The 19,892-nt window shown below is 61.0% G+C and carries 21 protein-coding genes and 1 pseudogene; 9 read left to right on the forward strand and 13 right to left on the reverse strand.

The window, feature by feature from the left end; genetic code table 11:
* Positions 1-33: 33 nt before the first annotated feature.
* On the reverse strand, positions 34-564 hold the full coding sequence (locus K3555_RS21065) for an invasion associated locus B family protein (protein ID WP_259988911.1): 531 nt from the start codon (positions 562-564) through the stop codon (positions 34-36).
* Positions 565-757: 193 nt separating this feature from the next.
* On the opposite strand from K3555_RS21065, the gene K3555_RS21070 reads away from it, so the two are divergent.
* Complete coding sequence (locus K3555_RS21070) at positions 758-1,756, forward strand: asparaginase (RefSeq protein WP_260006925.1); 999 nt, start codon at positions 758-760, stop codon at positions 1,754-1,756.
* Positions 1,757-1,792: 36 nt separating this feature from the next.
* On the opposite strand, the gene K3555_RS21075 is transcribed toward K3555_RS21070, so the two are convergent.
* From K3555_RS21075 to serB, 5 genes are all read right to left on the reverse strand, one after another.
* On the reverse strand, positions 1,793-2,113 hold the full coding sequence (locus tag K3555_RS21075) for a YciI family protein (protein WP_259988916.1): 321 nt from the start codon (positions 2,111-2,113) through the stop codon (positions 1,793-1,795).
* Between the two features lie 32 nt (positions 2,114-2,145).
* Positions 2,146-2,583: an SRPBCC domain-containing protein gene (locus K3555_RS21080; protein WP_260006926.1), complete on the reverse strand. Its 438-nt coding sequence runs from the start codon at positions 2,581-2,583 to the stop codon at positions 2,146-2,148.
* A 13-nt stretch (positions 2,584-2,596) separates the two neighbouring features.
* A complete protein-coding gene (locus K3555_RS21085; protein ID WP_260006928.1) occupies positions 2,597-2,917 on the reverse strand; it encodes a helix-turn-helix transcriptional regulator in 321 nt (106 codons plus the stop codon).
* Between the two features lie 136 nt (positions 2,918-3,053).
* Positions 3,054-3,812 (reverse strand): TSUP family transporter, encoded by a 759-nt coding sequence (locus tag K3555_RS21090; protein WP_259995456.1) that lies wholly within the window; start codon positions 3,810-3,812, stop codon positions 3,054-3,056.
* A gap of 8 nt (positions 3,813-3,820) precedes the next feature.
* The gene (gene serB / locus K3555_RS21095) at positions 3,821-4,696 is read right to left on the reverse strand and encodes a phosphoserine phosphatase SerB (RefSeq protein WP_260008575.1); all 876 of its coding nucleotides are present in this window, start codon (positions 4,694-4,696) and stop codon (positions 3,821-3,823) included.
* A 279-nt stretch (positions 4,697-4,975) separates the two neighbouring features.
* Here serB and K3555_RS21100 point away from each other — a divergent pair, with 279 nt between their 5' ends.
* The 3 genes from K3555_RS21100 (at position 4,976) to K3555_RS21110 (ending at position 8,646) form a co-directional block, all read left to right on the forward strand.
* Entirely contained in the window at positions 4,976-6,130 is a 1,155-nt protein-coding gene (locus K3555_RS21100) for a phosphoserine transaminase (protein WP_260006930.1), read from the forward strand.
* A gap of 98 nt (positions 6,131-6,228) precedes the next feature.
* Positions 6,229-7,824 (forward strand): phosphoglycerate dehydrogenase, encoded by a 1,596-nt coding sequence (gene serA / locus K3555_RS21105; protein ID WP_260006932.1) that lies wholly within the window; start codon positions 6,229-6,231, stop codon positions 7,822-7,824.
* Between the two features lie 93 nt (positions 7,825-7,917).
* Positions 7,918-8,646 (forward strand): metallophosphoesterase family protein, encoded by a 729-nt coding sequence (locus K3555_RS21110; RefSeq protein ID WP_260006933.1) that lies wholly within the window; start codon positions 7,918-7,920, stop codon positions 8,644-8,646.
* Positions 8,647-8,696: 50 nt separating this feature from the next.
* Here the strand turns inward: K3555_RS21110 and K3555_RS21115 are convergent.
* The 3 genes and pseudogenes from K3555_RS21115 to K3555_RS21125 all read right to left on the reverse strand — a co-directional run.
* Positions 8,697-9,317, reverse strand: a pseudogene (locus K3555_RS21115) (transposase); the annotation flags it as partial.
* Positions 9,318-9,366: 49 nt separating this feature from the next.
* Positions 9,367-10,395: an L-threonine 3-dehydrogenase gene (gene tdh / locus K3555_RS21120; protein WP_260008576.1), complete on the reverse strand. Its 1,029-nt coding sequence runs from the start codon at positions 10,393-10,395 to the stop codon at positions 9,367-9,369.
* Positions 10,396-10,409: 14 nt separating this feature from the next.
* Positions 10,410-11,597: a glycine C-acetyltransferase gene (locus tag K3555_RS21125; RefSeq protein ID WP_260006934.1), complete on the reverse strand. Its 1,188-nt coding sequence runs from the start codon at positions 11,595-11,597 to the stop codon at positions 10,410-10,412.
* Positions 11,598-11,759: 162 nt separating this feature from the next.
* Between K3555_RS21125 and K3555_RS21130 the strand changes: the two genes are divergently transcribed.
* Positions 11,760-12,161 carry a VOC family protein gene (locus K3555_RS21130; protein WP_260006935.1) on the forward strand — a complete coding sequence of 134 codons (402 nt, stop codon included), beginning with the start codon at positions 11,760-11,762 and terminating at the stop codon, positions 12,159-12,161.
* An 85-nt stretch (positions 12,162-12,246) separates the two neighbouring features.
* Here the strand turns inward: K3555_RS21130 and K3555_RS21135 are convergent, their stop codons facing one another.
* Together K3555_RS21135 and K3555_RS21140 are read right to left on the reverse strand one after the other, a co-directional pair.
* Positions 12,247-12,453 carry a cold-shock protein gene (locus tag K3555_RS21135; RefSeq protein ID WP_024092327.1) on the reverse strand — a complete coding sequence of 69 codons (207 nt, stop codon included), beginning with the start codon at positions 12,451-12,453 and terminating at the stop codon, positions 12,247-12,249.
* 325 nt (positions 12,454-12,778) lie between these two features.
* Positions 12,779-13,345, reverse strand: a complete 567-nt coding sequence (locus K3555_RS21140; protein WP_027257153.1) for a helix-turn-helix domain-containing protein — start codon at positions 13,343-13,345, stop codon at positions 12,779-12,781.
* A gap of 173 nt (positions 13,346-13,518) precedes the next feature.
* Here K3555_RS21140 and K3555_RS21145 point away from each other — a divergent pair, with 173 nt between their 5' ends.
* Positions 13,519-14,694, forward strand: a complete 1,176-nt coding sequence (locus tag K3555_RS21145) for an acetyl-CoA C-acyltransferase family protein (RefSeq protein ID WP_260006936.1) — start codon at positions 13,519-13,521, stop codon at positions 14,692-14,694.
* Positions 14,695-14,795: 101 nt separating this feature from the next.
* Here K3555_RS21145 and ubiB read toward each other — a convergent pair whose 3' ends face one another.
* Both ubiB and ubiE read right to left on the reverse strand, forming a co-directional pair.
* On the reverse strand, positions 14,796-16,325 hold the full coding sequence (gene ubiB / locus K3555_RS21150) for a 2-polyprenylphenol 6-hydroxylase (protein WP_260006937.1): 1,530 nt from the start codon (positions 16,323-16,325) through the stop codon (positions 14,796-14,798).
* A 3-nt stretch (positions 16,326-16,328) separates the two neighbouring features.
* Positions 16,329-17,081 carry a bifunctional demethylmenaquinone methyltransferase/2-methoxy-6-polyprenyl-1,4-benzoquinol methylase UbiE gene (gene ubiE, locus K3555_RS21155; protein ID WP_129372782.1) on the reverse strand — a complete coding sequence of 251 codons (753 nt, stop codon included), beginning with the start codon at positions 17,079-17,081 and terminating at the stop codon, positions 16,329-16,331.
* Positions 17,082-17,167: 86 nt separating this feature from the next.
* Between ubiE and mutM the strand changes: the two genes are divergently transcribed.
* The 3 genes from mutM (at position 17,168) to rpsT (ending at position 19,339) form a co-directional block, all read left to right on the forward strand.
* Positions 17,168-18,019, forward strand: a complete 852-nt coding sequence (gene mutM, locus K3555_RS21160; protein ID WP_260006939.1) for a bifunctional DNA-formamidopyrimidine glycosylase/DNA-(apurinic or apyrimidinic site) lyase — start codon at positions 17,168-17,170, stop codon at positions 18,017-18,019.
* A gap of 63 nt (positions 18,020-18,082) precedes the next feature.
* A complete protein-coding gene (locus K3555_RS21165; RefSeq protein ID WP_129372784.1) occupies positions 18,083-18,859 on the forward strand; it encodes an enoyl-CoA hydratase in 777 nt (258 codons plus the stop codon).
* Positions 18,860-19,075: 216 nt separating this feature from the next.
* Positions 19,076-19,339 carry a 30S ribosomal protein S20 gene (rpsT, locus tag K3555_RS21170; RefSeq protein ID WP_134830955.1) on the forward strand — a complete coding sequence of 88 codons (264 nt, stop codon included), beginning with the start codon at positions 19,076-19,078 and terminating at the stop codon, positions 19,337-19,339.
* Positions 19,340-19,892 lie beyond the last annotated feature (553 nt).

Consider the following 19,892-nt stretch of genomic DNA (forward strand, 5'->3'; position numbering starts at 1 on the left):
GGGGTTTGGTGTGTTTCCGCTAGGCAGCCGAAATTACTTGCTGCAGCGTTTTTCCGCGTCATCCAAGGCGGCCGTAAAGCCCAGCAGCGAGAAGCTGTCCTTGGTTTGGGTGCCCCGGGCGGACCGCGCGGTCAGCACCGCATTTGCGCCGCGTTTCATGGCGGTAACGATCTTGGCATCATCCGCAGGTGTCGCCGGCCAGGCCCATTCGCCCTCGGTGAACAGTTCAAATTCGGACTCGCCGATGGCCATGTTCACGGTGGATCCCGGCGCAAAGGGGTAGCCGCCGGTAAAGCTGACTTCTCCTTTGGGGGCATCGCTGCTGCGGAAGGTGACAAACAGCTGGATCTCGCTGCGGCGCACCGCCACGACGCGGCCGTCGCGGGTGTTCACGGTTTCCTTTGGTGCGGAAACCCCCCAGCACTCGTTGGGATTGTCGCCTTCAAAGACGCTCCAGTCCACTTTGGCTGCAACGCGGTTGTTCGACGTTGCTTGCGCAGATGCGGTGGTTGCCAATGCTGCCAGACACAGGCCCGCAGCCACGCGGGCAAGTTTCAATGCCATTTGTCCCGACTCCAAGACTGTTCTCTAAACCTCAAATACCAAACAAAGGGTCCGCAGCGTTTCAACCGCCGTCTGGTCCCGATCCCCTCGCTTGCGCTACACAAGCACACTAACGTAACTAGCACCACGGGCGAAAGTGCGTTTTGGCAGGTTTTCGCCCAGAAAACCGCACGGAAACACAAGGGGAGATATCATGCCGAAACCTGTGCCCATGGCCGAAGTCTGGCGCGGCCCGCTGCTGGAGAGCCTGCATCTGGGTCATGCCGTCATTTGTGATGACACGGGCAAGGTGGTGCGCAGCTGGGGAGATCCGGATGCGGTGATTTACCCGCGCAGCTCGGCCAAGATGATCCAGGCGCTGCCGTTGATCACCTCCGGCGCTGCCGCGCGCTATGGTTTGACGTCCGAACAGCTGGCGCTTGCCTGTGCGTCCCACAACGGTGCGCATATCCACACCGAGCGGGTGAATACTTGGCTGGATCAGCTGGGCCTTGGCGATGACGATTTCCGCTGCGGCACGCAATTGCCAGACGACATCCCGGCCCGCAATGAGCTGATCAAGTCCGACAACAGCCCCTGCCAGGTTCACAACAACTGCTCTGGTAAGCACGCGGGCTTTCTGACCCTGACCCAATATCTGGGGGCAGGGGCTGAATACATCGAAGTTGATCACCCGGTGCAGCAGGCCTGTCTGGCGGCGTTTGAGGAAACCACCGGGCAGGATAGTCCCGGCTATGGCATCGACGGCTGCTCAGCGCCGAATTTTGCCACCACCGTATCTGGCCTCGCACGGTCCATGGCTTGGTTTGCCAGTGCTGCAGACCGCTCTGACCGCGCATCGCAAGCGGCGCAGCAGCTGGTGGCGGCAATGACGGCGCATCCCGAATTGATCGCAGGCGAAAGCCGCTGCTGCACCAACCTGATGCGGGCCATGGGCGGCAAGGTAGCGATCAAGACCGGCGCCGAGGCGGTGTTCATCGCGATCTTGCCTGAACAGAAACTGGGCGTAGCCGTGAAGATCACCGACGGCGCCACCCGCGCCAGTGAATGCGTGATTGCCGCGCTGATGGTCAGCCTTGGTGTGCTGGAGGCCGAGCACCCGGAAACCCGCAAATACATGAACAAGACACTTTACAGCCGCCGCGGGCTGGAGTGCGGATCCATCCGCCCTGCAGCCGAGCTGCTGTTCTGAAAATAGCTGCCCCGGGCCGGCCCCGGGGCATGCAACCTACATTTCCATGTCGATGATCTCGGCCACTTCGACTGAACCGTTGCCGCTCACCACCATCGGGCAGCCTTTGGCCATTTCGCAGGCAGCATCCTGGTCGGCCGCTTCGACCACCGTGTAGCCCGAAAGCGGATTGGCGCCGCCATTGTCCACGACCCCTCCGGCGCTGACGGTTTTGGACATGCCAACCGGCGCGCCGGGTATCTTCAGTGCGTCGCCCATCGACCCCATCCAGTTCTTCCAGGCCTCCATTTCCTTGGCGCCTTCTGCTTCGCTCTCGGGCTTCTTGCCGCCGTGATAGGCAAAAATGAACTGTGGCATTGGTCTTCTCCCTTGGTTGCGGTGGACGTGATTCAGATTTGTTCGGCCAGTTGCGCCTCCAGCTTGCGCAGGGTCGAAGTCCAGCCCTGTTCGTGGCGCGATGCGATCTCGGTGCCGTCCAGATCACGGTGGTCAATCAGCAGCATGGCGCCGTTCTCGGTGGCAGCGATGGTGAAGGTCACATGGCTTTCAGCGCCGCGGCTGCCGTCCTCGTCGTGCCAGGCCCAGGTGAAGCCGACGGATTTCGGCCCATCCACATGGGTCACTTGGCCCGAGACATGAAACCGCTGGCCGTCACTGTTCTGCATGACAGAATACCAAGGGCCGGTGCGGCTCAGGTCCAGATTATGTTCCGGGATATGCACCCCCTCCGGGCCCCACCACTTCAGCAGCTTGACCGGGGTGGTCACCCAGGCGAACAGTTTTTCCGGACCGACGGGAAAAACCCTTTGCAGCTGCAGATCACTCATGCGGCTTCCTCCATCAGGTGTCATCTGCCATTAAAGCCGCCTCCAGCCGGTCCAGGCCGCCCTCCCAGAAGGCGCGCCGGGACTGGGTCCACTCGGCAATCATCCGCAGGCCTTCGGGCCGGGCCGAATACAGCCGCCTGGTGCCATCGGCGCGCTGGGTGACCAGCCCGGCCTCGCGCAGCACCTTCAGATGGCGCGAGATCGCAGGCGCCGAAATGCCCGCACCCGGTGCCAGATCGCCTGCAGGCAGCTCGCCTTTTGCAATCAGCTGGTCGACGATCGACATACGGGTTTCATCCGACAGCGCGGCAAATGATTTCAGAATCGATATCATATCTATTATTATCACTTTTGTTAATTAAGTGTCATGTTAAAAAATGGCAGTAAACATATGGGTGCAATTGACCGGTATTCAGCAAGGCAAAACCGCGCGGTCCAAAGTCCGGCACCGGCAGGTGCGGGTCAGCAGATCACCGCATGTCCCAAAGAAGCTTCGCCGCCAGCGTTATTGAAGTCAGCACCAGCAGCGGCTTGATCAGCTTCGCGCCCTGCTTGTTTGCAAGCCCGGCTCCTGCACGCGCGCCGGCAATCTGGGCCAATCCCATCAGCAGGCCGGTGATCCACCAGGGGGTGGCAAAAAAGGAAAAGGCAACAAGCCCGCCCGCATTGGAGGCAAAGTTCAGCAGTTTGGTATGGGCCGTGGCTTTGAGGATGCCATAACCGGCAAGGGAGACAAAGGCGAGCATGTAGAAACTGCCTGCCCCCGGCCCCAGCAGCCCGTCATAAGCACCGCACAAGGGAACCATTGTTGCGGCAAACAGGGCAGGCGATAGGCGGCTCTGCCGGTCCAGATCATCCAGCCCTTTCTTGACCGCAAAGAATATGGCGATGGCAATCAGCAGTACTGGCAGGAACAGGCGGATCCACTCGGTGGGCAAGAAGGTCACCAGAAAGGCGCCTGCAACCGATGCGGTAAAGGCGATCAGCGCAGGTTTACGCTGCGAATTCAGATCAACATGGCCGGCCCGGGCATAGGTGGCCGCCGCGGTGGCGGCTCCGAACAGCCCCTGGATCTTGTTCGTTGCCAAGGCTGTGACCGGGCTGGCCCCCGCCAGCAGCAGAACAGGCAAGGTGACCAGGCCGCCGCCGCCGGCAAGCGCGTCGATGAAGCCCGCAACAAACCCGGCTGCCAGCAGCAGCATCAGGGTCTCGATCCCCACTTCCAGCATGTGATTGATCAGCCTTTGAAATCGTCGCGACCGTAGCCCTGGATGTACAGCAGCGCAGTCAGGTCGCCGTGGTTGATGCGGATGTCGCATTCTGCCGCAACCAAAGGTTTGGCATGCAGCGCCACCCCGGCGCCTGCACGTTTCAGCATCCCCAGATCATTGGCGCCGTCACCTACCGCAATGACATCCGACGCGCCAATCCCCAACCGGGCGGTGATCTGCTCCAGCGCCTCCACCTTGGCTTCCCGGCCCAGGATCGGCCTGCCGGCCTCTCCGGTCAGCTTGCCGTCTTCCACGGTAAGGGTGTTGGCGCGGTTTTCGTCAAACCCCAGCTCTGCCGCCACCTGTGCGGTGAACGCCGTGAACCCGCCCGACACCAGCGCCGCATAAGCGCCCTCTGCCTTCATCGTGGCCAGCAGATGCCTGCCGCCGGGCATGTAAGTGATGCGCTCGGCCAGCACCTTGCCGATCACCGTTTCCGGCAGCCCTTTCAGCAGTCCCACCCGCGCGGTCAGCGCGCCTTCAAAATCCAGCTCGCCGTTCATTGCCCGTGCGGTAATGTCCTTGACCCGTGCGCCAACGCCCGCTTCTTCTGCCAGCTCGTCAATGCACTCCTGCTGGATCATGGTGGAGTCCATATCGGCCAGCAGCATCTTCTTCTTGCGCCCGGCATAGGGCTGAATGACCAGATCCACGCCCAGCTTCTGCAGATCCTCCCAGACGTTCCACCGGTTGTCCGGCATTTGCTTCAGCGAAAACTCAGCTGCGGCACCTGGCGCCAGCCAGACAGCCTCGCCACCGCCCCAGGCATTGCGCAGCGATTCGATCAGCGGAGGCTCCAGAACCGGGCTGGCAGGGTTGCAAAGCAGGGTGGCAGCAAACATCGGCAGGCTCCGTTTCATCGGGGTTCGCCTTGTCATAACGGTCCGCCGCTGGATCGGCCAGCCTGCTCGAAGCTGCGGAAAACAGGGGGCGTTATAAGGCAGGCCGCCAGCAGCGAAATCAGGTCGCTTGTTTCCGATGGTGGAAAAACGTGTCGCAAAAAGAGTGTGTATGGCCGTATTTTTCCGACTTTCCTGTTGCATGCCGCGCTGCAGCGGCCTAGCTCTGGTGGCGGGACACCCCTCCCCAACGAGGGGCGCTTATCTGGAAGGGTAGCATTCATGGCTATTGCACAACCGGCATCGCGGCCGGCAAATCCGCGTTTTTCTTCTGGCCCCTGCGCCAAACCTCCTGTTTTTGACGTCGCCAAACTGGCCAACGCGCCGCTGGGCCGTTCGCACCGCGCCGCGGTTGGCAAGGAGCGTCTGAAGGCGGCGATCGAAGGCACCCGCGAAATTCTGAACATCCCTGCTGATTACAAGATCGGCATTGTCCCTGCGTCGGATACCGGCGCGGTGGAAATGGCAATGTGGAACCTGCTGGGGGCCCGCGGCGTCGAGATGCTGGCCTGGGAAAGCTTCGGCTCTGGCTGGGTGACCGACGCGGTGAAGCAGCTGAAGCTGGACGCCACCGTCAAGACCGCCGATTACGGCCAGATCGTGGACCTTACCTCTGTCGATTTCTCCAATGACGTCGTGTTCACCTGGAACGGCACGACCTCCGGCGTGCGGGTTCCCAACGGCAACTGGATCCCGGCGGACCGCGAAGGGCTGACCATCTGCGATGCCACTTCGGCAGCCTTTGCGCAACGGTTGCCTTGGGACAAGCTGGATGTGACCACCTTCTCCTGGCAGAAGGTGCTGGGCGGCGAAGCGGCGCACGGCATGATCATCCTTTCCCCCCGTGCGGTCGAACGGCTGGAAAGCTACACCCCCGCCTGGCCGCTGCCGAAAATTTTCCGCCTGACCAAGGGCGGCAAGCTGATCGACGGCATTTTCCAGGGTGCAACTATCAACACGCCCTCGATGCTGGCGGTTGAGGATTACCTGCTGGCGCTGGACTGGGCGCGCTCGGTTGGCGGCATGGAAGGCCTGCGCGAACGCGCCTACGCCAACCTCGCCGCAGTGCAAAGCTTTGTGCAGGACAATCCCTGGATCGCGTTCCTGGCTGAACAGCCGGAGTACCGTTCCAACACATCTGTCTGCCTCAAATTTACGGATGAGCGCATTCAGGACGGCGCAGCGTTTGCCAAGGCCGTGGCCAAACGGCTGGAAACTGAAGGCGTAGCCTATGACATCGGCGCCTACCGCGACGCGCCTGCGGGTCTGCGGATCTGGTGCGGCGGCACGGTTGAAACCACTGATGTGGCCGCCCTGATGCCTTGGATCAAATGGGCCTTCGAGGCTGAGATCGCCCTCCAGACTGAAGCCGCCTGAATTCGGCTCTGCTCCGGGGCGCCGCCCCGGAACTCCCTTCCAGGGGACCCTTCACAATATCAGGCCGCACAGGCCCCCGTATGAAAAGGACCACCAACATGGCTCCCAAAGTTCTCATCTCCGACAAGCTGTCCGAAGCTGCCGTCCAGATCTTCCGCGACCGGGGAATCGACGTCGATTTCCTGCCCGATGTGGGCAAGGACAAGGAAAAACTGGCGGAAATCATCGGGCAGTATGACGGTCTTGCGATCCGCTCCGCCACCAAGGTGACGGAAAAGATTCTGGAAAACGCCGATAACCTCAAGGTGATCGCCCGCGCCGGCATCGGCACCGACAACATCGACAAAGAAGCCGCCTCCAAGCGCGGCGTCATTGTGATGAACACCCCCTTCGGCAACATGATCACCACCGCCGAACACGCCATCGCCATGATGTTTGCAACCGCCCGTCAGCTGCCCGAGGCCTCGGCGTCCACCCATGCGGGCAAATGGGAGAAGTCCAAGTTCATGGGCACCGAACTGACGGCCAAGACCCTGGGTGTGATCGGCGCCGGCAACATCGGCGGCATCGTCTGCGACCGCGCCCGCGGTCTCAAGATGAAGGTGGTGGCCTATGACCCGTACCTGAGCACTGAGAAGGCCGACAAGATGGGCGTCGAAAAGGTTGAGCTGGACGAGCTGCTGGCCCGTGCCGACTTCATCACTTTGCATGTGCCGCTGACCGACCAGACCCGCAACATCCTGTCCAAGGAAAACCTGGAGAAGACCAAGAAGGGCGTGCGCATCATCAACTGCGCCCGCGGCGGCCTGGTGGATGAGGGCGCGCTGGCGGAATTGCTGACCTCTGGCCATGTGGCAGGTGCGGCCTTTGACGTGTTTTCGGTCGAGCCGGCCAAGGAAAACGCCCTCTTCGGCCTGCCCAATGTGGTCTGCACCCCGCATTTGGGTGCCGCCACCACCGAGGCGCAGGAAAACGTCGCTCTGCAGGTGGCTGAGCAGATGTCCAACTACCTGCTGACCGGCGCGGTGGAAAACGCGCTCAACATGCCCTCGGTGACGGCGGAAGAAGCCAAGGTCATGGGCCCCTGGATCAAATTGGCCGACCACTTGGGCAGCTTCGTGGGGCAGATGACGGATGAACCGATCAAGGCGATCAACATCCTTTATGATGGTGCCGCTTCGGAGATGAACCTGGACGCGCTGAACTGTGCGGTGATTGCCGGAATCATGAAGCGCGCCAACCCCGAGGTGAACATGGTTTCCGCCCCGGTGGTCGCCAAGGAGCGCGGCATCCAGATATCGACCACAAACCAGGACAAATCCGGCACCTTCGACGGCTATGTCAAGGTGACCGCAGTGACCTCCAAGCGCGAACGCTCGGTGGCTGGCACCGTGTTCTCCGACGGCAAGCCGCGGTTCATCCAGATCAAGGGCATCAATATCGAGGCCGAGGTCGGTGCGCATATGCTGTACACCACCAACGAGGACGTGCCTGGTATCATCGGTACCCTGGGCCATACCCTGGGCGAAAGCGATGTGAACATTGCCAATTTCACCCTGGGCCGCTCCGAAGCCGGCGGCGAAGCCATCGCGCTCCTGTATGTGGATGACGAGGTGCCAGCAGAGGTCCGCGCCAAGCTGGCCGAAACCGGGTTGTTCAACCAGATTAAACCGTTGGCATTCGACGTCGTCTGAAAGTTGATTGCGTAACTGGTTCAATCAGGAACGCCGCCCGGTTATAAGGGCGGCGTTTTCATATCCGGCCCTCTCCAGACAAAGGATCTTGCAATGACCGCGCCCCTCTATGCGATCGGCGACATTCACGGCCAGCTTGCCATGCTGGAGGAGGCTTTGACCCGGATCGAGGCCGACGGCGGCCCGGACGCTCGGATTGTCTTTCTGGGAGATTACACAGACCGCGGCCCGGACAGCCGCGGGGTGCTGGACCGGCTGATCACAGGTCAGGGGGATGGGCGCGACTGGATAACGCTGTTAGGCAACCATGACCGGATGTTTGCCTGGTTCATGGAGGACACGCCCCGCCATGACCCGCATTTGCTGGTCGGCTATCACTGGCTGCATGAGCGGATCGGCGGAGTTGAGACCCTGGCAAGCTACGGGCTGACATTCGAAGACCGCACCCGGCTCGACGCCCTGCAGGCCCGGGCCAAGGAGGTGATTCCGGCCCGGCACACTGAATTCCTGCGTAGCCTCATGCCCCTTTACGAGACGCCGGACCTTGCCTTTGTGCACGCCGGAATTCGCCCCGGCGTACCGCTGTCCCAGCAGCAGGAGAACGATCTGGTCTGGATCCGGCAGCCATTTCACGACCACACCGGCCCGCACCCGAAACTGATCGTGCATGGACACACGCCGGTGGACCGGCCCAGCCATTACGGCAACCGCATCAACCTCGACACCGGCGCCGGCTACGGCCGCCAGGTCAGTGCCGCCGTTTTCGAAGGCCGCAACTGCTGGCTGCTCACGGAAAACGGCCGCCAGCCGCTGACCCCGTAGTTTTCCCTTCTCCTTCAGGCCCAAAACATCCTGGGGGTGAGCGCCAGCGGCGCGAAGGGGCGCGCAATCCTGGGCTTGTTGAAGCACCGCTCGACGGGATTGCGCAAGGAATACAGCGAATGCTCCACACCGACCCGCATCTTGCGTGATTTGCGCATGGGAATCTGGCTGAGCACGTCCCGCGCCTCCATCTTTTTCCGAATATTGTTAGCGTCATAGCCTCGGTCTGCCAACAGGATGCCCGGTTCAGGCAGGTTGTCGGCCATGGCCGTGTCGAACCCCAGGCAATCGGATGTCTGGCCCGGTGTGATCTCGGTCCTCATTGGCAGGCCTGCTGCGGTGACGCCGGGAGGGATCATTTGAAGGGCATCCGGCACCGTCCCGCTTTGGTTCAGGGCGTCCATGGTGCCCTCCCGCAACCCCGCCAGCGTCCCGCGCCGGAACTGCCGGTAGATACTCGGCCACTTGCCCAACTCTTCAGGCAGGTCACGCCATGGCGCGCCGGTGCGGGCGATCCAGAAAACTCCATCGAGAACAAGGCGGTGATCGGTAGGTTTGCGCCGGTTCGGGGCGTGTGCAGCCCGGATAAACCGGTCAAAAAACGCCCATTCCTCGTGCGGCAAAAATCTCGTGCCAAGCTGGTCTTCCTCGTAGATCCCGGTGTGAATCATGACCGGCACCCGATGTGAAGCCCTTTTGTCGACACAGCCTGAATCACAATCAGGTCCAGTCCAGTACCACTTTGCCGCTAGAGCCCGATTTCATCGCTGCAAAACCCTCGGCAAAATCATCCACTGCAAAGCGATGGGTGATCACCCGGCTCACGTCCAGCCCGTTCTGCAGCATGGCGATCATCTTGTACCAGGTTTCGAACATTTCGCGCCCGTAGACGCCTTTGATGGTGATCGCCTTGAACACGATACGCGACCAGTCGACCGGCGACTTGCCCGGCGGAATGCCCAACAGGGCAATCTTGCCGCCCATCACCAGCGCTTCGACCATCTGATCCAAGGCCGCTTGCGAACCGGACATTTCCAGCCCGACATCAAACCCCTGTTTCAGGCCCAACTCGCGCACCACATCCTGCAAGTCTTCCTGCGCCACGTTCACCGCGCGCACCGCCGGCGCCACATGTTCCGCCAGCGACAGACGGTCCTGGTTGATATCGGTGATCACCACATGGCGCGCGCCGGCATGTTTCGCCACCACCGCCGCCATGATGCCAATGGGGCCTGCGCCGGTAATCAGCACGTCTTCGCCCAGCAGATCAAAGCTCAGCGCCGTATGCACAGCATTGCCCAAGGGGTCCAGAATGGCACCGATCTCATCCGGGATTTCCTCCGGCAGCGGCACCACGTTAAAGGCGGGGAGTTTCAGATATTGGGCAAAGGCGCCTTGCTCATTCACCCCGATGCCGCGTGTTCCGGGATCCAGATGGAACTTGCCGGCGCGGCTCTGGCGCGAGTCCGTCTTGATCAGATGCCCCTCGCCGGAGCAGCGCTGCCCCACCGCCAAATCGGTGACATTGCGCCCGATCTCGACGATTTCACCCGCAAATTCATGCCCGGTAATCATTGGCACTGGCACGGTATGCGCGGCCCATTCATCCCAGTTCCAGATGTGGATGTCGGTGCCGCAGATACCGGTCTTCTTGATTTTGATCAGCACCTCATCCGGGCCGATTTCCGGCACCGGCGCCTGCACCATCCACAGGCCCTCCTGCGGCTGGCTCTTCTCCAGCGCCTTCATTGTGTTTGGGCGGCTCATGACACGATCCCCAGCGCCTTGCCCACCTTGCCAAAGGCGGCCAATGCCCGGTCCAGCTCGTCCCGCGTCAGCGCCGCATTCATCTGGGTGCGGATCCGCGCCTGGCCGCGCGGCACCACCGGGAAGAAGAAGCCGGAGACATAAACGCCCTCGTCAAACAGCTTTGCCGCCATGTCCTGTGCCAGCTGCGCCTCGCCCAGCATCACAGGGATGATCGGGTGCTCACCCGGCAGCAGGTCAAAGCCCAAGCCTTCCAGCCCGGCGCGCCAGTACTTTGCATTCTCAAACAGCTGCGCCCGCAGCCCGTCCCCTTCTTCCACCAGACGGATCGCCTCCAGCCCGGCAGCAACAATCGATGGCGGCAGCGAATTGGAAAACAAATAGGGCCGCGCCCGCTGCCGCAGCAGGTCGATCACTGGCTGCGGCCCGGCGATATAACCGCCGATGGCCCCCCCAAGTGCTTTGCCCAATGTCCCGGTGACGATATCCACGTCCACCCCGAAATGCTCCGGCGTGCCCGCACCTGTCGCCCCCATAAAGCCGGTTGCGTGGCAGTCATCCACCATCACCACCGCATCGTATTTGTCCGCCAGTGCCCGGATCTCCGGCAGCTTGGCCAGGTATCCGTCCATCGAGAAAACGCCATCGGTCGCGATCATGATATGCCGCGCCCCGTCCTCGCGCGCCTGTTTCAGCCAGGCCTCCAGATCATTCATGTCGCTGTTCAAATAGCGATAGCGTTTGGCCTTGCACAGGCGCACCCCGTCGATGATCGACGCATGGTTCAGCGAGTCCGAGATGATCGCATCCTCCGGGCCCAGCAGCGGCTCGAACAGCCCGCCATTGGCATCGAAACAGGCGGCAAACAGGATTGCGTCATCCTTGCCGAGGAATTTGGCCAGCCGCTGCTCCAGCTCCCGGTGAATGTCCTGGGTACCGCATATGAACCGGACTGAGGCCATGCCGAATCCCTTTGGCTCCATCGCGTCCTTGGCTGCATTGATGAGGGCAGGGTGGTTGGCCAGACCCAGATAGTTGTTGGCGCAGAGGTTGATCACCTCGCGGCCGCCAACCGTGATCCCGCCCCCTTGGGGAGAGGTGATCATTCGCTCACGTTTGTACAGCCCCTCAGCCTCGATCTGGGCAAGCGTGTTGGAGATGTCGGTCAGAAATGCGTTGGACATGAGCTGGCTCCCTGGGTGTCTCGAGTCGCGTGTCTATCATAGCGGACATGTTTCCGAAATACAGGATTTCAGTATGGCGGAAAAAATTCCGTGAAACCGGATTTGAAGGCTGAAATTCCACCCGGCCGGACTATCTCATCCCAAAACAGGGAGGAAACAGTCATGGCACGCATCACGGGTATCGGCGGAGTATTCATCAAGGCGCGCGGCAGCGCCAAGGAGCTGGCAGAATGGTACCGCGACCATTTGGGGCTGGAGCTGGCGGATTTCGGCGGCGCCGTCCTCAAGTGGCAGGAGGACAAGGCCGGCGACGGCGGCCTCACCGTTTGGGCCGCTGCTGATCAGCACGGGACTTGGTTCGACCCCAGTACCTCGGGCTTTATGATCAATTACCGGGTTGATGACATGGACGGCATGGTTGCGCAGCTGACGGCCGCAGGCATTCCCATCCTGAAAGGGCCTGACGCTCATGAGAACGGCCGCTTTGCCTGGATCATGGATCCAGAAGGCAACAAGGTGGAGCTGTGGGAGCCTGCGCCTTGGGATGAGAAGAACAAAGACTGACTGTTCCTTTGTGTCCTTTATGGCAGGCAAAAAAAACGCGGCCCCTTTGCAGGGACCGCGTTTCAGAACTGCTAAGCTGAAAAGCTTATGCCAGCGCCAGGTTCACAGCCGACTCGCGGCCGTCACGGCCGGGCTCGATGTCGAAAGTGACTTTCTGGTTGTCCGCCAGGCCGGTCAGGCCGGAACGCTCAACAGCGGAGATGTGCACGAACACATCTTTGCTGCCGCCGTCGGGTGCGATGAAGCCGAAGCCTTTAGTGGTGTTGAACCATTTTACGGTGCCGGTGGCCATATCCGTAGTCTCCTAGTATTTGCTGCCCGCGGAAGTGCGGCAGCCTGGCGTAGTCGGTCTGGATCGAGAGACTGAAAACGCCGCAAAGCGGGAGACAGTGGATCGACAAGAATAACGTTAGCGATCCACATATGGTCCGATGCCGTGAGTCTTTCAAGGGCTTTGTTCCGGAAAGGTGGAGAGAGGGGCTTTCTTGCCGGTGCGTTTACACTGGTTCAGCTAAAAAGATCCGGCTCAAACCCGCAATCTCCCGCCTGTCTGAAAGGTCTGCCAATGCCTGGATTGATATTGAAACAAGGGGTGCAGCCGGGCTTGAGGGCATACCTCAAGCGGTTTTCACAATAAGAAACACCCGCGCCGGCCCCTCGGGGGCGGTAACCGAATGCGCAACGTCAGCGGCATAGCGGGCAGTGTCGCCTGTTTGCAGCAAGTTATTGGCGTTGCCCGAAGAAAGAGCAATTTCGCCCTCTAGAACGGTCAGCTGTTCCACTGTGCCGCGGGTGTGGGGCTGGCTGATCAGTGCACCGCCCTTGTCGAACCGGATATCATAGACCTCGTGCCCGCCGGCGTCCTCTGGCGGCGACAGAATGCGAATCCGGCATCCTTGGCCCATGTTCTCGATCTTGGGCACATCTGTTGCGCGCAGAACCTCAATCCGGTCCTTCATGTCCCCTGTTTCCAGCAGCCCGGCAAAATCCACCTGCAGCGCACGGGTCAGGTTCCACAGTGTTGCGATGGTGGGGGAGCTTTCACCGCGCTCAATCTGGCTTACCATAGAACGGCTGACACCGGAGAGATTCGCCACCGCCTCCAGGCTTAGCCCTTGGGTGCGGCGGGCCTCTTTCAGGCGGGCGGGCAGCAGGGTCAGGATATCGTCTGTGTTTTCCGTCATGACGGATTCTCTGCGCTGTCAGGCAGGATTTGTCAAATCCTGCGGTCTTTCGGAATGTTGCGCAGTGGCGGTGTAGGGGGAGTTACGCGGCGTTTCCATGACGGCACGTCCCGGCAGACAGGGTCATGCTGCGGGCGCATAATGGCGGCAACGCAGGAGTGAGGAGAAAGACAATGACTGATATCGTGATTCTGGACGGCGCCCGCACCGCCATCGGCACACTTGGCGGCGCGCTGGCAGGTACTGCACCGATTGATCTGGCCACAACCGTATCAAAAGCAGCACTGGAGCGCTCCGGCGTTGAGGGCGGGCAAATCGGCCACGCCGTATTCGGCCATATCATCAACACCGAGCCGCGCGACATGTACCTGAGCCGGGTTGCAGCGATGCAGGCAGGGGTGCCTGATGCGGTGCCCGCGATGAACGTGAACCGGCTTTGCGGTTCCGGCGTGCAGGCAATTATATCAGCCTTTCAGTCGCTTGCCTTGGGCGATGCGGAGTTCGCACTGGCCGGCGGTGCCGAAAACATGTCGCGCAGCCCCTATATCCTCCAGCAAAGCCGCTGGGGGGCAAAGATGGGCGATGTAAAGTCGCTGGACATGATGCTGGGGGCGTTGAACTGCCCGTTCGGCACAGGCCATATGGGGGTTACAGCCGAGAACGTCGCCGATGAGCATGGAATAACGCGCGCCCAGATGGATGAATTTGCCGTCACCAGCCAGAGCCGCGCGGCGGCAGCAATCGAGGCCGGGCATTTCAAATCGCAGATCGCGCCGGTTGAGGTGAAGGTCAAGCGCGACATGGTACCGTTTGAGGTGGACGAGCACCCCAAAGCCACCACCCTGGAGGTGCTGGGCGGGCTGAAGGCGGTGTTCCAGAAAGATGGCCGGGTTACCGCCGGCAATGCCAGCGGGATCAACGATGGTGCGGCGGCGGTGGTGCTGGCCACAGCCTCCGCCGCAGAAAAGGCGGGTCTGAAACCCAAGGCGCGGATTCTGGGCTATGCCCATGCCGGTGTGCGTCCCGAGGTGATGGGGATCGGCCCGGTTCCTGCGGTGCGTAACCTGTTCGAAAAGACCGGCCTGTCGGCGGGCGATTTCGACGTCATTGAATCGAACGAGGCTTTTGCCTCGCAGGCGCTGGCGGTGAATAAGGAACTGGGGCTGGATCCTGCCAGAGTGAACCCAAACGGCGGAGCGATTGCCCTGGGCCATCCGGTGGGTGCAACCGGTGCCATCATCACCTTGAAAACGCTTTATGAATTGGAGCGGACCGGCGGATCGAAAGGTCTGATCACGATGTGCATCGGCGGTGGTCAGGGCATCGCTTTGGCAATCGAGCGGCTGTAAAAGAAAGCGAAGGGGGCGCTGCCCCCTCGCGCCTTGCGGCGCTCACCCCTGGGGTATTTCAGACCAGAAAGAAGACCGTGGCCATTGGGGCCTTTGCGCGCTCACAGCAGCAGGGCAACAACGGCACAGAGGCTTGCTCCGCCGGCTGCGCCTAGAACAGCCGGGGTTACCCAGCTGTTCAGCTTGCGTTTTTGTGTCCCGTTCTGCGCTGCTTGTGCGATCAGCGCCCGTTCCACCAGCGCGGGCAGCCGGGGACCAAACCGGGCCATCACCTTGGCGGTGTCCAACAGGTCGGAAACCACGGCGCGCGGGCCGATTGATTTCTTGATGTAATCCTCGACCACCGGCTGGGCAGCTTCCCAGATGTTGATATGCGGATCCAGCGAGCGGGCGACGCCTTCGACCACCACCATGGTACGTTGCAGCAGGATCAGCTCGGTGCGGGTTTCCATGCCGAAACGCTCGGTGACTTCAAACAGATAGTTCAGCAGCCGCCCCATGGAGATCTGCGAGGCGTCCATGCCGAAGATCGGCTCTCCCACCGCGCGCAAGGCGCGGGCGAATTCATCCACATCATGGGAGGCGGAGACATAACCGGCCTCGAAATGCACCTCGGCGACGCGTTTGTAGTCGCGTTTGATGAAGCCATAGAGGATCTCGGCGTAGACCCGGCGGGTGTATTCATCAATATGGCCCATGATGCCGAAGTCATAGGCGATAATGTCACCGTTTGCCGCGACCTTCATGTTGCCCTGATGCATGTCGGCGTGGAAAAATCCATCGCGCAGTGCGTGGCGCAGGAACAGCGACAGCACCCGGTCGGCCAGCACCCGGCGGTCATGGCCCGCTGCATCCAGCGCGTCATTGTCACCCAGCGCAACGCCGTCCGCCCAGCCCATCGTCATTACCCGGCGGGCGGAATAGCCCCAGCGGATCTCAGGCAGCTGGAAACCTTCGTCATTCACGGTATTGGCGGCAAATTCCGAGGCGGCGGCGCTTTCCAGGCGCAGGTCCAATTCCCCTTGCACCACACCGTCGAAATGCTCAATCACGTCCATCGGTTTCAGGCGGCGGGCACCGGGCGCAAACAGATCGGCTATGCGGGCAGCGAAGTAAAAGGCGTCCACATCCTTGTTGAAGGCGCGCTCAATACCGGGCCGCAGAATCTTGACGGCCACTTCATCGCCGGAGTCCGCCAGTGTGGCCCGGTGCACCTGCGCAATAGAGGCTGCGGCGATGGGGTCGCTGAACTCCGAGAAAACCTCTGAGACCGGGCGGCCTAGTTCTTTTTCCACTTCGGCCAGTGCCTCGGCGCGGGAGAACGGCGGCAGCTTGTCCTGCAGCACCCGCAATTGGCGGGCGAGATCCTTGCCCACCACATCGGGCCGGGTCGAAAGAACCTGCCCGAATTTGATATAGGCAGGCCCCAGGGCGTTCAGCGCGCGGGTTTCGGGCGGCATTGCGGGATCGCCCTTGTAGCCCAGCCATTTAAACGGCCAGCCCAGGGTGCGGGCGAGGATACGCAGGGGCTTTGGGGCCTCGAACGCCTCCAGAACCGAATGCATGGCGCCGGTGCGCTCGAAAGTGGCGCCTGTGCGGATCAAGCGCAGAATGTTGTGGGGGCCGCGCATAGGTCAGATCTTCCAGCCGGAATGCAGGGCGGCGATGCCCAGCGACAGGTTGCGGTACTTGGCGTTCTCGAACCCTGCCTTGCGCAGCATTCCGAGGAAAGTCTCCTGATCGGGGAAGTTGCGGATCGATTCCACCAGATACTGGTAGCTGTCGTAATCGCCGGCAATCATTTGCCCCATCCGCGGGATCACATTGAAGGAGTAGAGGTCATAAAGCTTTTGCAGCCCGTCATTCGGCAGCTGCGAGAACTCCAGCACCATCAGCCGCCCGCCGGGGCGCAGCACCCGGTAAGCCTCGTTCAAGGCCTCCTGCGGGCGGGTTACGTTCCGGATGCCGAAAGAGATGGTGTAGACGTCAAAAGTGTTGTCCTTGAACGGCAGCTTCATCGCATCGCCGGTGACCCAGTCGAGGCTGTGCGCCATCTGCTCGGCCTCGGCGCGTTTGCGGCCTTCTTCCAGCATCGGGCGGGTGAGATCAAACACGGTGGAGTGGCCGGACCCCGCGCGCTTCAGGAAGCGGAAGGAAATGTCACCGGTGCCGCCCGCCACATCCAAGAGCCGCTGACCGGGTCGCGGCGCCAGCCAGTCCATCATCGCGTCTTTCCAGACCCGGTGGATACCCACACTCATCACGTCGTTCATGATGTCGTACTTTGAGGCGACCGAGTTGAAGACCCCCTGCACGCGGCCGGCCTTTTCCTCCTCGCGGACGGTTTCGAACCCGAAATGGGTGGTGTTGTCGCTGCTATCGCTCATGAGGCTTGCCGTTTGCTGAATTCCGCCCTTGTTATAAGGCGCTGGAGGGCAGGCACAATGCGGCCCGTTGGTTCAGGAGGGGTGTAATGCCAGAATTGCCCGAGGTCGAGACAGTGAAACGCGGATTGGCGCCTGCGATGGAGGGGGCGGTGATCACAAATGCGGCTGTGAACCGGCCGGACCTGCGCTGGCCGTTTCCGGAGCGGATGGCCGAGCGGCTGACCGGTGCGCGGGTCAATGGGCTGCGGCGGCGGTCAAAGTACATTCTTGCCGACCTCGACACGGATGAGACATTGCTCATTCACCTTGGCATGTCGGGCCGGATGACGGTGTCGGGTGATCCGCTGGGGCAGTTCACGCATCAGCATCCTCAAGCAGTAAAGCACGATCATGTAGTTCTGGATATGGACAACGGCGCCCGCATCACATTCAACGATCCGCGCCGCTTTGGTGCAATGGATCTGCTGGAGACGGCGACTGCCGGGTCCCACAAGCTGCTGGCGGTGCTGGGGCCGGAGCCGCTGGGCAATGATTTTCACGAGGATCATCTGGTTGCCGCCTTCCAGGGTCGCAACACGCCGGTGAAATCTGCATTACTGGATCAGGGAATCATTGCTGGCCTTGGTAACATTTACGTCTGCGAAGCTTTGTTCCGTGCGGGAATTTCGCCACGCCGCAAGGCTGGGCAGATTGCCGCGCATCGGGTTGCGGCGCTGGTTCCGATCATCCGGGAAGTGTTGCAGGATGCCATCCGTGCAGGCGGATCGTCGCTCAAGGATTTTCGGCAAGCCTCTGGTGAACTTGGATATTTTCAACATTCTTTCGATGCTTACGGGCGCGAGGGCGAACCTTGCCGTCGCGCGGGTTGCACCGGGTCAATTGGGAGAATCACTCAGTCCGGACGCTCTACCTTCTACTGTGTAAAGTGCCAAAGATAGCTTGATCAGAGTGCGCCTTTTGGTAAGGACTCAGGACTGAACGGAACAACCGAAAGAGAAATCATGGCCTACGAGACGATCAACGTCGATGTGCAGGACCACGTTTGCCTCATAAAACTGAACCGCCCAGAGGCGATGAACGCGCTCAACAAGGAACTCATCGGCGAGCTGTGCGCGGCTTTGGAAGAGGCCGATGCCAGCGACAAGGTGCGCTGCATCGTTTTGACCGGCTCGGAAAAGGCCTTTGCCGCCGGTGCCGATATCAAAGAGATGTCGGAGATGAGCTTTACCGAAGTGTTCTCCACGAACCTGTTTGCCGATGCCAATGACCGGATCTCTGCCATCCGCAAGCCGGTGATCGCGGCGGTGGCCGGCTATGCGCTGGGCGGCGGCTGCGAGCTGGCGATGCTGTGCGATTTCATTATCGCTGCTGAGACTGCCAAATTCGGCCAGCCTGAGATCAATCTGGGCGTCGTTGCAGGCATTGGCGGCACGCAGCGTCTGACCCGGTTTGTGGGCAAGTCCAAATCGATGGATATGAACCTCACCGGCCGCTTCATGAACGCCGAGGAAGCCGAGCGCGCCGGCCTGGTGTCGCGCGTGGTGCCGGCCAAGAAGCTGATCGAAGAAGCCACCGCAGCGGCACAGAAGATCGCCGAAAAATCGCTGCTGACAGCGATGGCGGTCAAGGAGACGGTGAACCGCTCTTACGAGCTGCCGCTGAACGAGGGGCTGCTGTTCGAGCGCCGGGTATTCCACTCGATGTTTGCCACCGAAGACCAGAAAGAGGGCATGGCCGCCTTTCTGGAAAAGCGCGAAGCGCAGTTCCGGGACAAATGAACCCGGCTTGCGATTAAAGTAACGGAGCGGCGGGCGGATGGGCCCGCCGTTTTGCTTTCCGGGCCAGTGCCCTTGCAATTCTGCACCGGATTGGATAAACGCCGCCCCATACATGCGCGTGCAGCCCGCTCTGGCTAGAATCACACCGGTTTTGTGACCCGGGTCCGGCTGGCATTGCGTCCGATAGAAACAGAACCCGAGAAAAGGTCAGATACCATGGCAAATTCGCCCCAGGCCAAGAAGCGCGCACGTCAGAACGAAAAGCGCTTTGCCGTCAACAAAGCCCGTCGTTCGCGCATCCGCACCTACCTGCGTAAAGTTGAAGAAGCTATCGCTTCCGGCGACAAAGAAGCTGCAACCACAGCTCTGCGCGCTGCTCAGCCCGAGCTGATGCGCGGTGTCACTAAGGGTGTGTACCACAAAAACACCGCTTCCCGCAAAATCTCGCGCCTGTCCGCACGCGTGAAGGCACTGGCCTGAGATTCGCGCTGCTGGGCAAGCTCAAGCAGAGTTGAAAAGTTGTCAGGGCGCTGCAGATTGCAGCGCCTTGTTTTTTGGGAAAACCCTCGGCGGTGTTCTGCAGGCGCGAGAGATTCTTTGTCGCCAAAGGCAGAGTCAACATCATAGTTTCGTTGCTGCCGCCCCCCTCGAATTGCTACCAATAGGACAGCGATTCACTCGCTGGGGGGACAGGCTGCTTGCGGCAATCTTGACGGGCATCAAGGTTGCCAGGTTATCCGGTACAGACGGCACATACGTGCTTTGTTCTGGCCGGGATCCACTGCTGTGTTGGTTTAGGACAGCAGCCTTGTCTCAATTGTGTGCGATACTGTTCGTCACGGCAAATCCGCCGCTTCTTGCGGCTGTTTTTGCTGTTTTGTGCGAACTTTCAGCCTTCGGGTAATGCGGCCACTGCTGGTCCGCACACATAACCCCTGTGCGTGAATGCCCCCCGGGTGGTTGGGGGTGAAGATAGAATAGAACTGGCCCGGCCAAGGGGCCGCTGCTTTTTTGGGGACGCGTGAGGCGCAGC

This window comes from Leisingera sp. M527 (genome assembly GCF_025141525.1).
Taxonomy (GTDB): domain Bacteria; phylum Pseudomonadota; class Alphaproteobacteria; order Rhodobacterales; family Rhodobacteraceae; genus Leisingera.

What these genes read in the sequence shown, in the direction of transcription:
- K3555_RS21140 (WP_027257153.1), bottom strand. Translation starts at nt 13,345, where the DNA reads ATGACGGAAAACACAGACGATATCCTGACCCTGCTGCCCGCCCGCCTG.
- serB (WP_260008575.1), bottom strand. Translation starts at nt 4,696, where the DNA reads ATGTTTGCTGCCACCCTGCTTTGCAACCCTGCCAGCCCGGTTCTGGAG.
- K3555_RS21065 (WP_259988911.1), bottom strand. Translation starts at nt 564, where the DNA reads ATGGCATTGAAACTTGCCCGCGTGGCTGCGGGCCTGTGTCTGGCAGCA.
- ubiE (WP_129372782.1), bottom strand. Translation starts at nt 17,081, where the DNA reads ATGAGCGATAGCAGCGACAACACCACCCATTTCGGGTTCGAAACCGTC.
- K3555_RS21145 (WP_260006936.1), top strand. Translation starts at nt 13,519, where the DNA reads ATGACTGATATCGTGATTCTGGACGGCGCCCGCACCGCCATCGGCACA.
- tdh (WP_260008576.1), bottom strand. Translation starts at nt 10,395, where the DNA reads ATGAAGGCGCTGGAGAAGAGCCAGCCGCAGGAGGGCCTGTGGATGGTG.
- K3555_RS21165 (WP_129372784.1), top strand. Translation starts at nt 18,083, where the DNA reads ATGGCCTACGAGACGATCAACGTCGATGTGCAGGACCACGTTTGCCTC.
- K3555_RS21085 (WP_260006928.1), bottom strand. Translation starts at nt 2,917, where the DNA reads ATGATATCGATTCTGAAATCATTTGCCGCGCTGTCGGATGAAACCCGT.
- K3555_RS21070 (WP_260006925.1), top strand. Translation starts at nt 758, where the DNA reads ATGCCGAAACCTGTGCCCATGGCCGAAGTCTGGCGCGGCCCGCTGCTG.
- K3555_RS21110 (WP_260006933.1), top strand. Translation starts at nt 7,918, where the DNA reads ATGACCGCGCCCCTCTATGCGATCGGCGACATTCACGGCCAGCTTGCC.
- K3555_RS21090 (WP_259995456.1), bottom strand. Translation starts at nt 3,812, where the DNA reads ATGCTGGAAGTGGGGATCGAGACCCTGATGCTGCTGCTGGCAGCCGGG.
- K3555_RS21100 (WP_260006930.1), top strand. Translation starts at nt 4,976, where the DNA reads ATGGCTATTGCACAACCGGCATCGCGGCCGGCAAATCCGCGTTTTTCT.
- mutM (WP_260006939.1), top strand. Translation starts at nt 17,168, where the DNA reads ATGCCAGAATTGCCCGAGGTCGAGACAGTGAAACGCGGATTGGCGCCT.
- ubiB (WP_260006937.1), bottom strand. Translation starts at nt 16,325, where the DNA reads ATGCGCGGCCCCCACAACATTCTGCGCTTGATCCGCACAGGCGCCACT.
- rpsT (WP_134830955.1), top strand. Translation starts at nt 19,076, where the DNA reads ATGGCAAATTCGCCCCAGGCCAAGAAGCGCGCACGTCAGAACGAAAAG.
- K3555_RS21125 (WP_260006934.1), bottom strand. Translation starts at nt 11,597, where the DNA reads ATGTCCAACGCATTTCTGACCGACATCTCCAACACGCTTGCCCAGATC.
- K3555_RS21075 (WP_259988916.1), bottom strand. Translation starts at nt 2,113, where the DNA reads ATGCCACAGTTCATTTTTGCCTATCACGGCGGCAAGAAGCCCGAGAGC.
- K3555_RS21130 (WP_260006935.1), top strand. Translation starts at nt 11,760, where the DNA reads ATGGCACGCATCACGGGTATCGGCGGAGTATTCATCAAGGCGCGCGGC.
- serA (WP_260006932.1), top strand. Translation starts at nt 6,229, where the DNA reads ATGGCTCCCAAAGTTCTCATCTCCGACAAGCTGTCCGAAGCTGCCGTC.
- K3555_RS21135 (WP_024092327.1), bottom strand. Translation starts at nt 12,453, where the DNA reads ATGGCCACCGGCACCGTAAAATGGTTCAACACCACTAAAGGCTTCGGC.
- K3555_RS21080 (WP_260006926.1), bottom strand. Translation starts at nt 2,583, where the DNA reads ATGAGTGATCTGCAGCTGCAAAGGGTTTTTCCCGTCGGTCCGGAAAAA.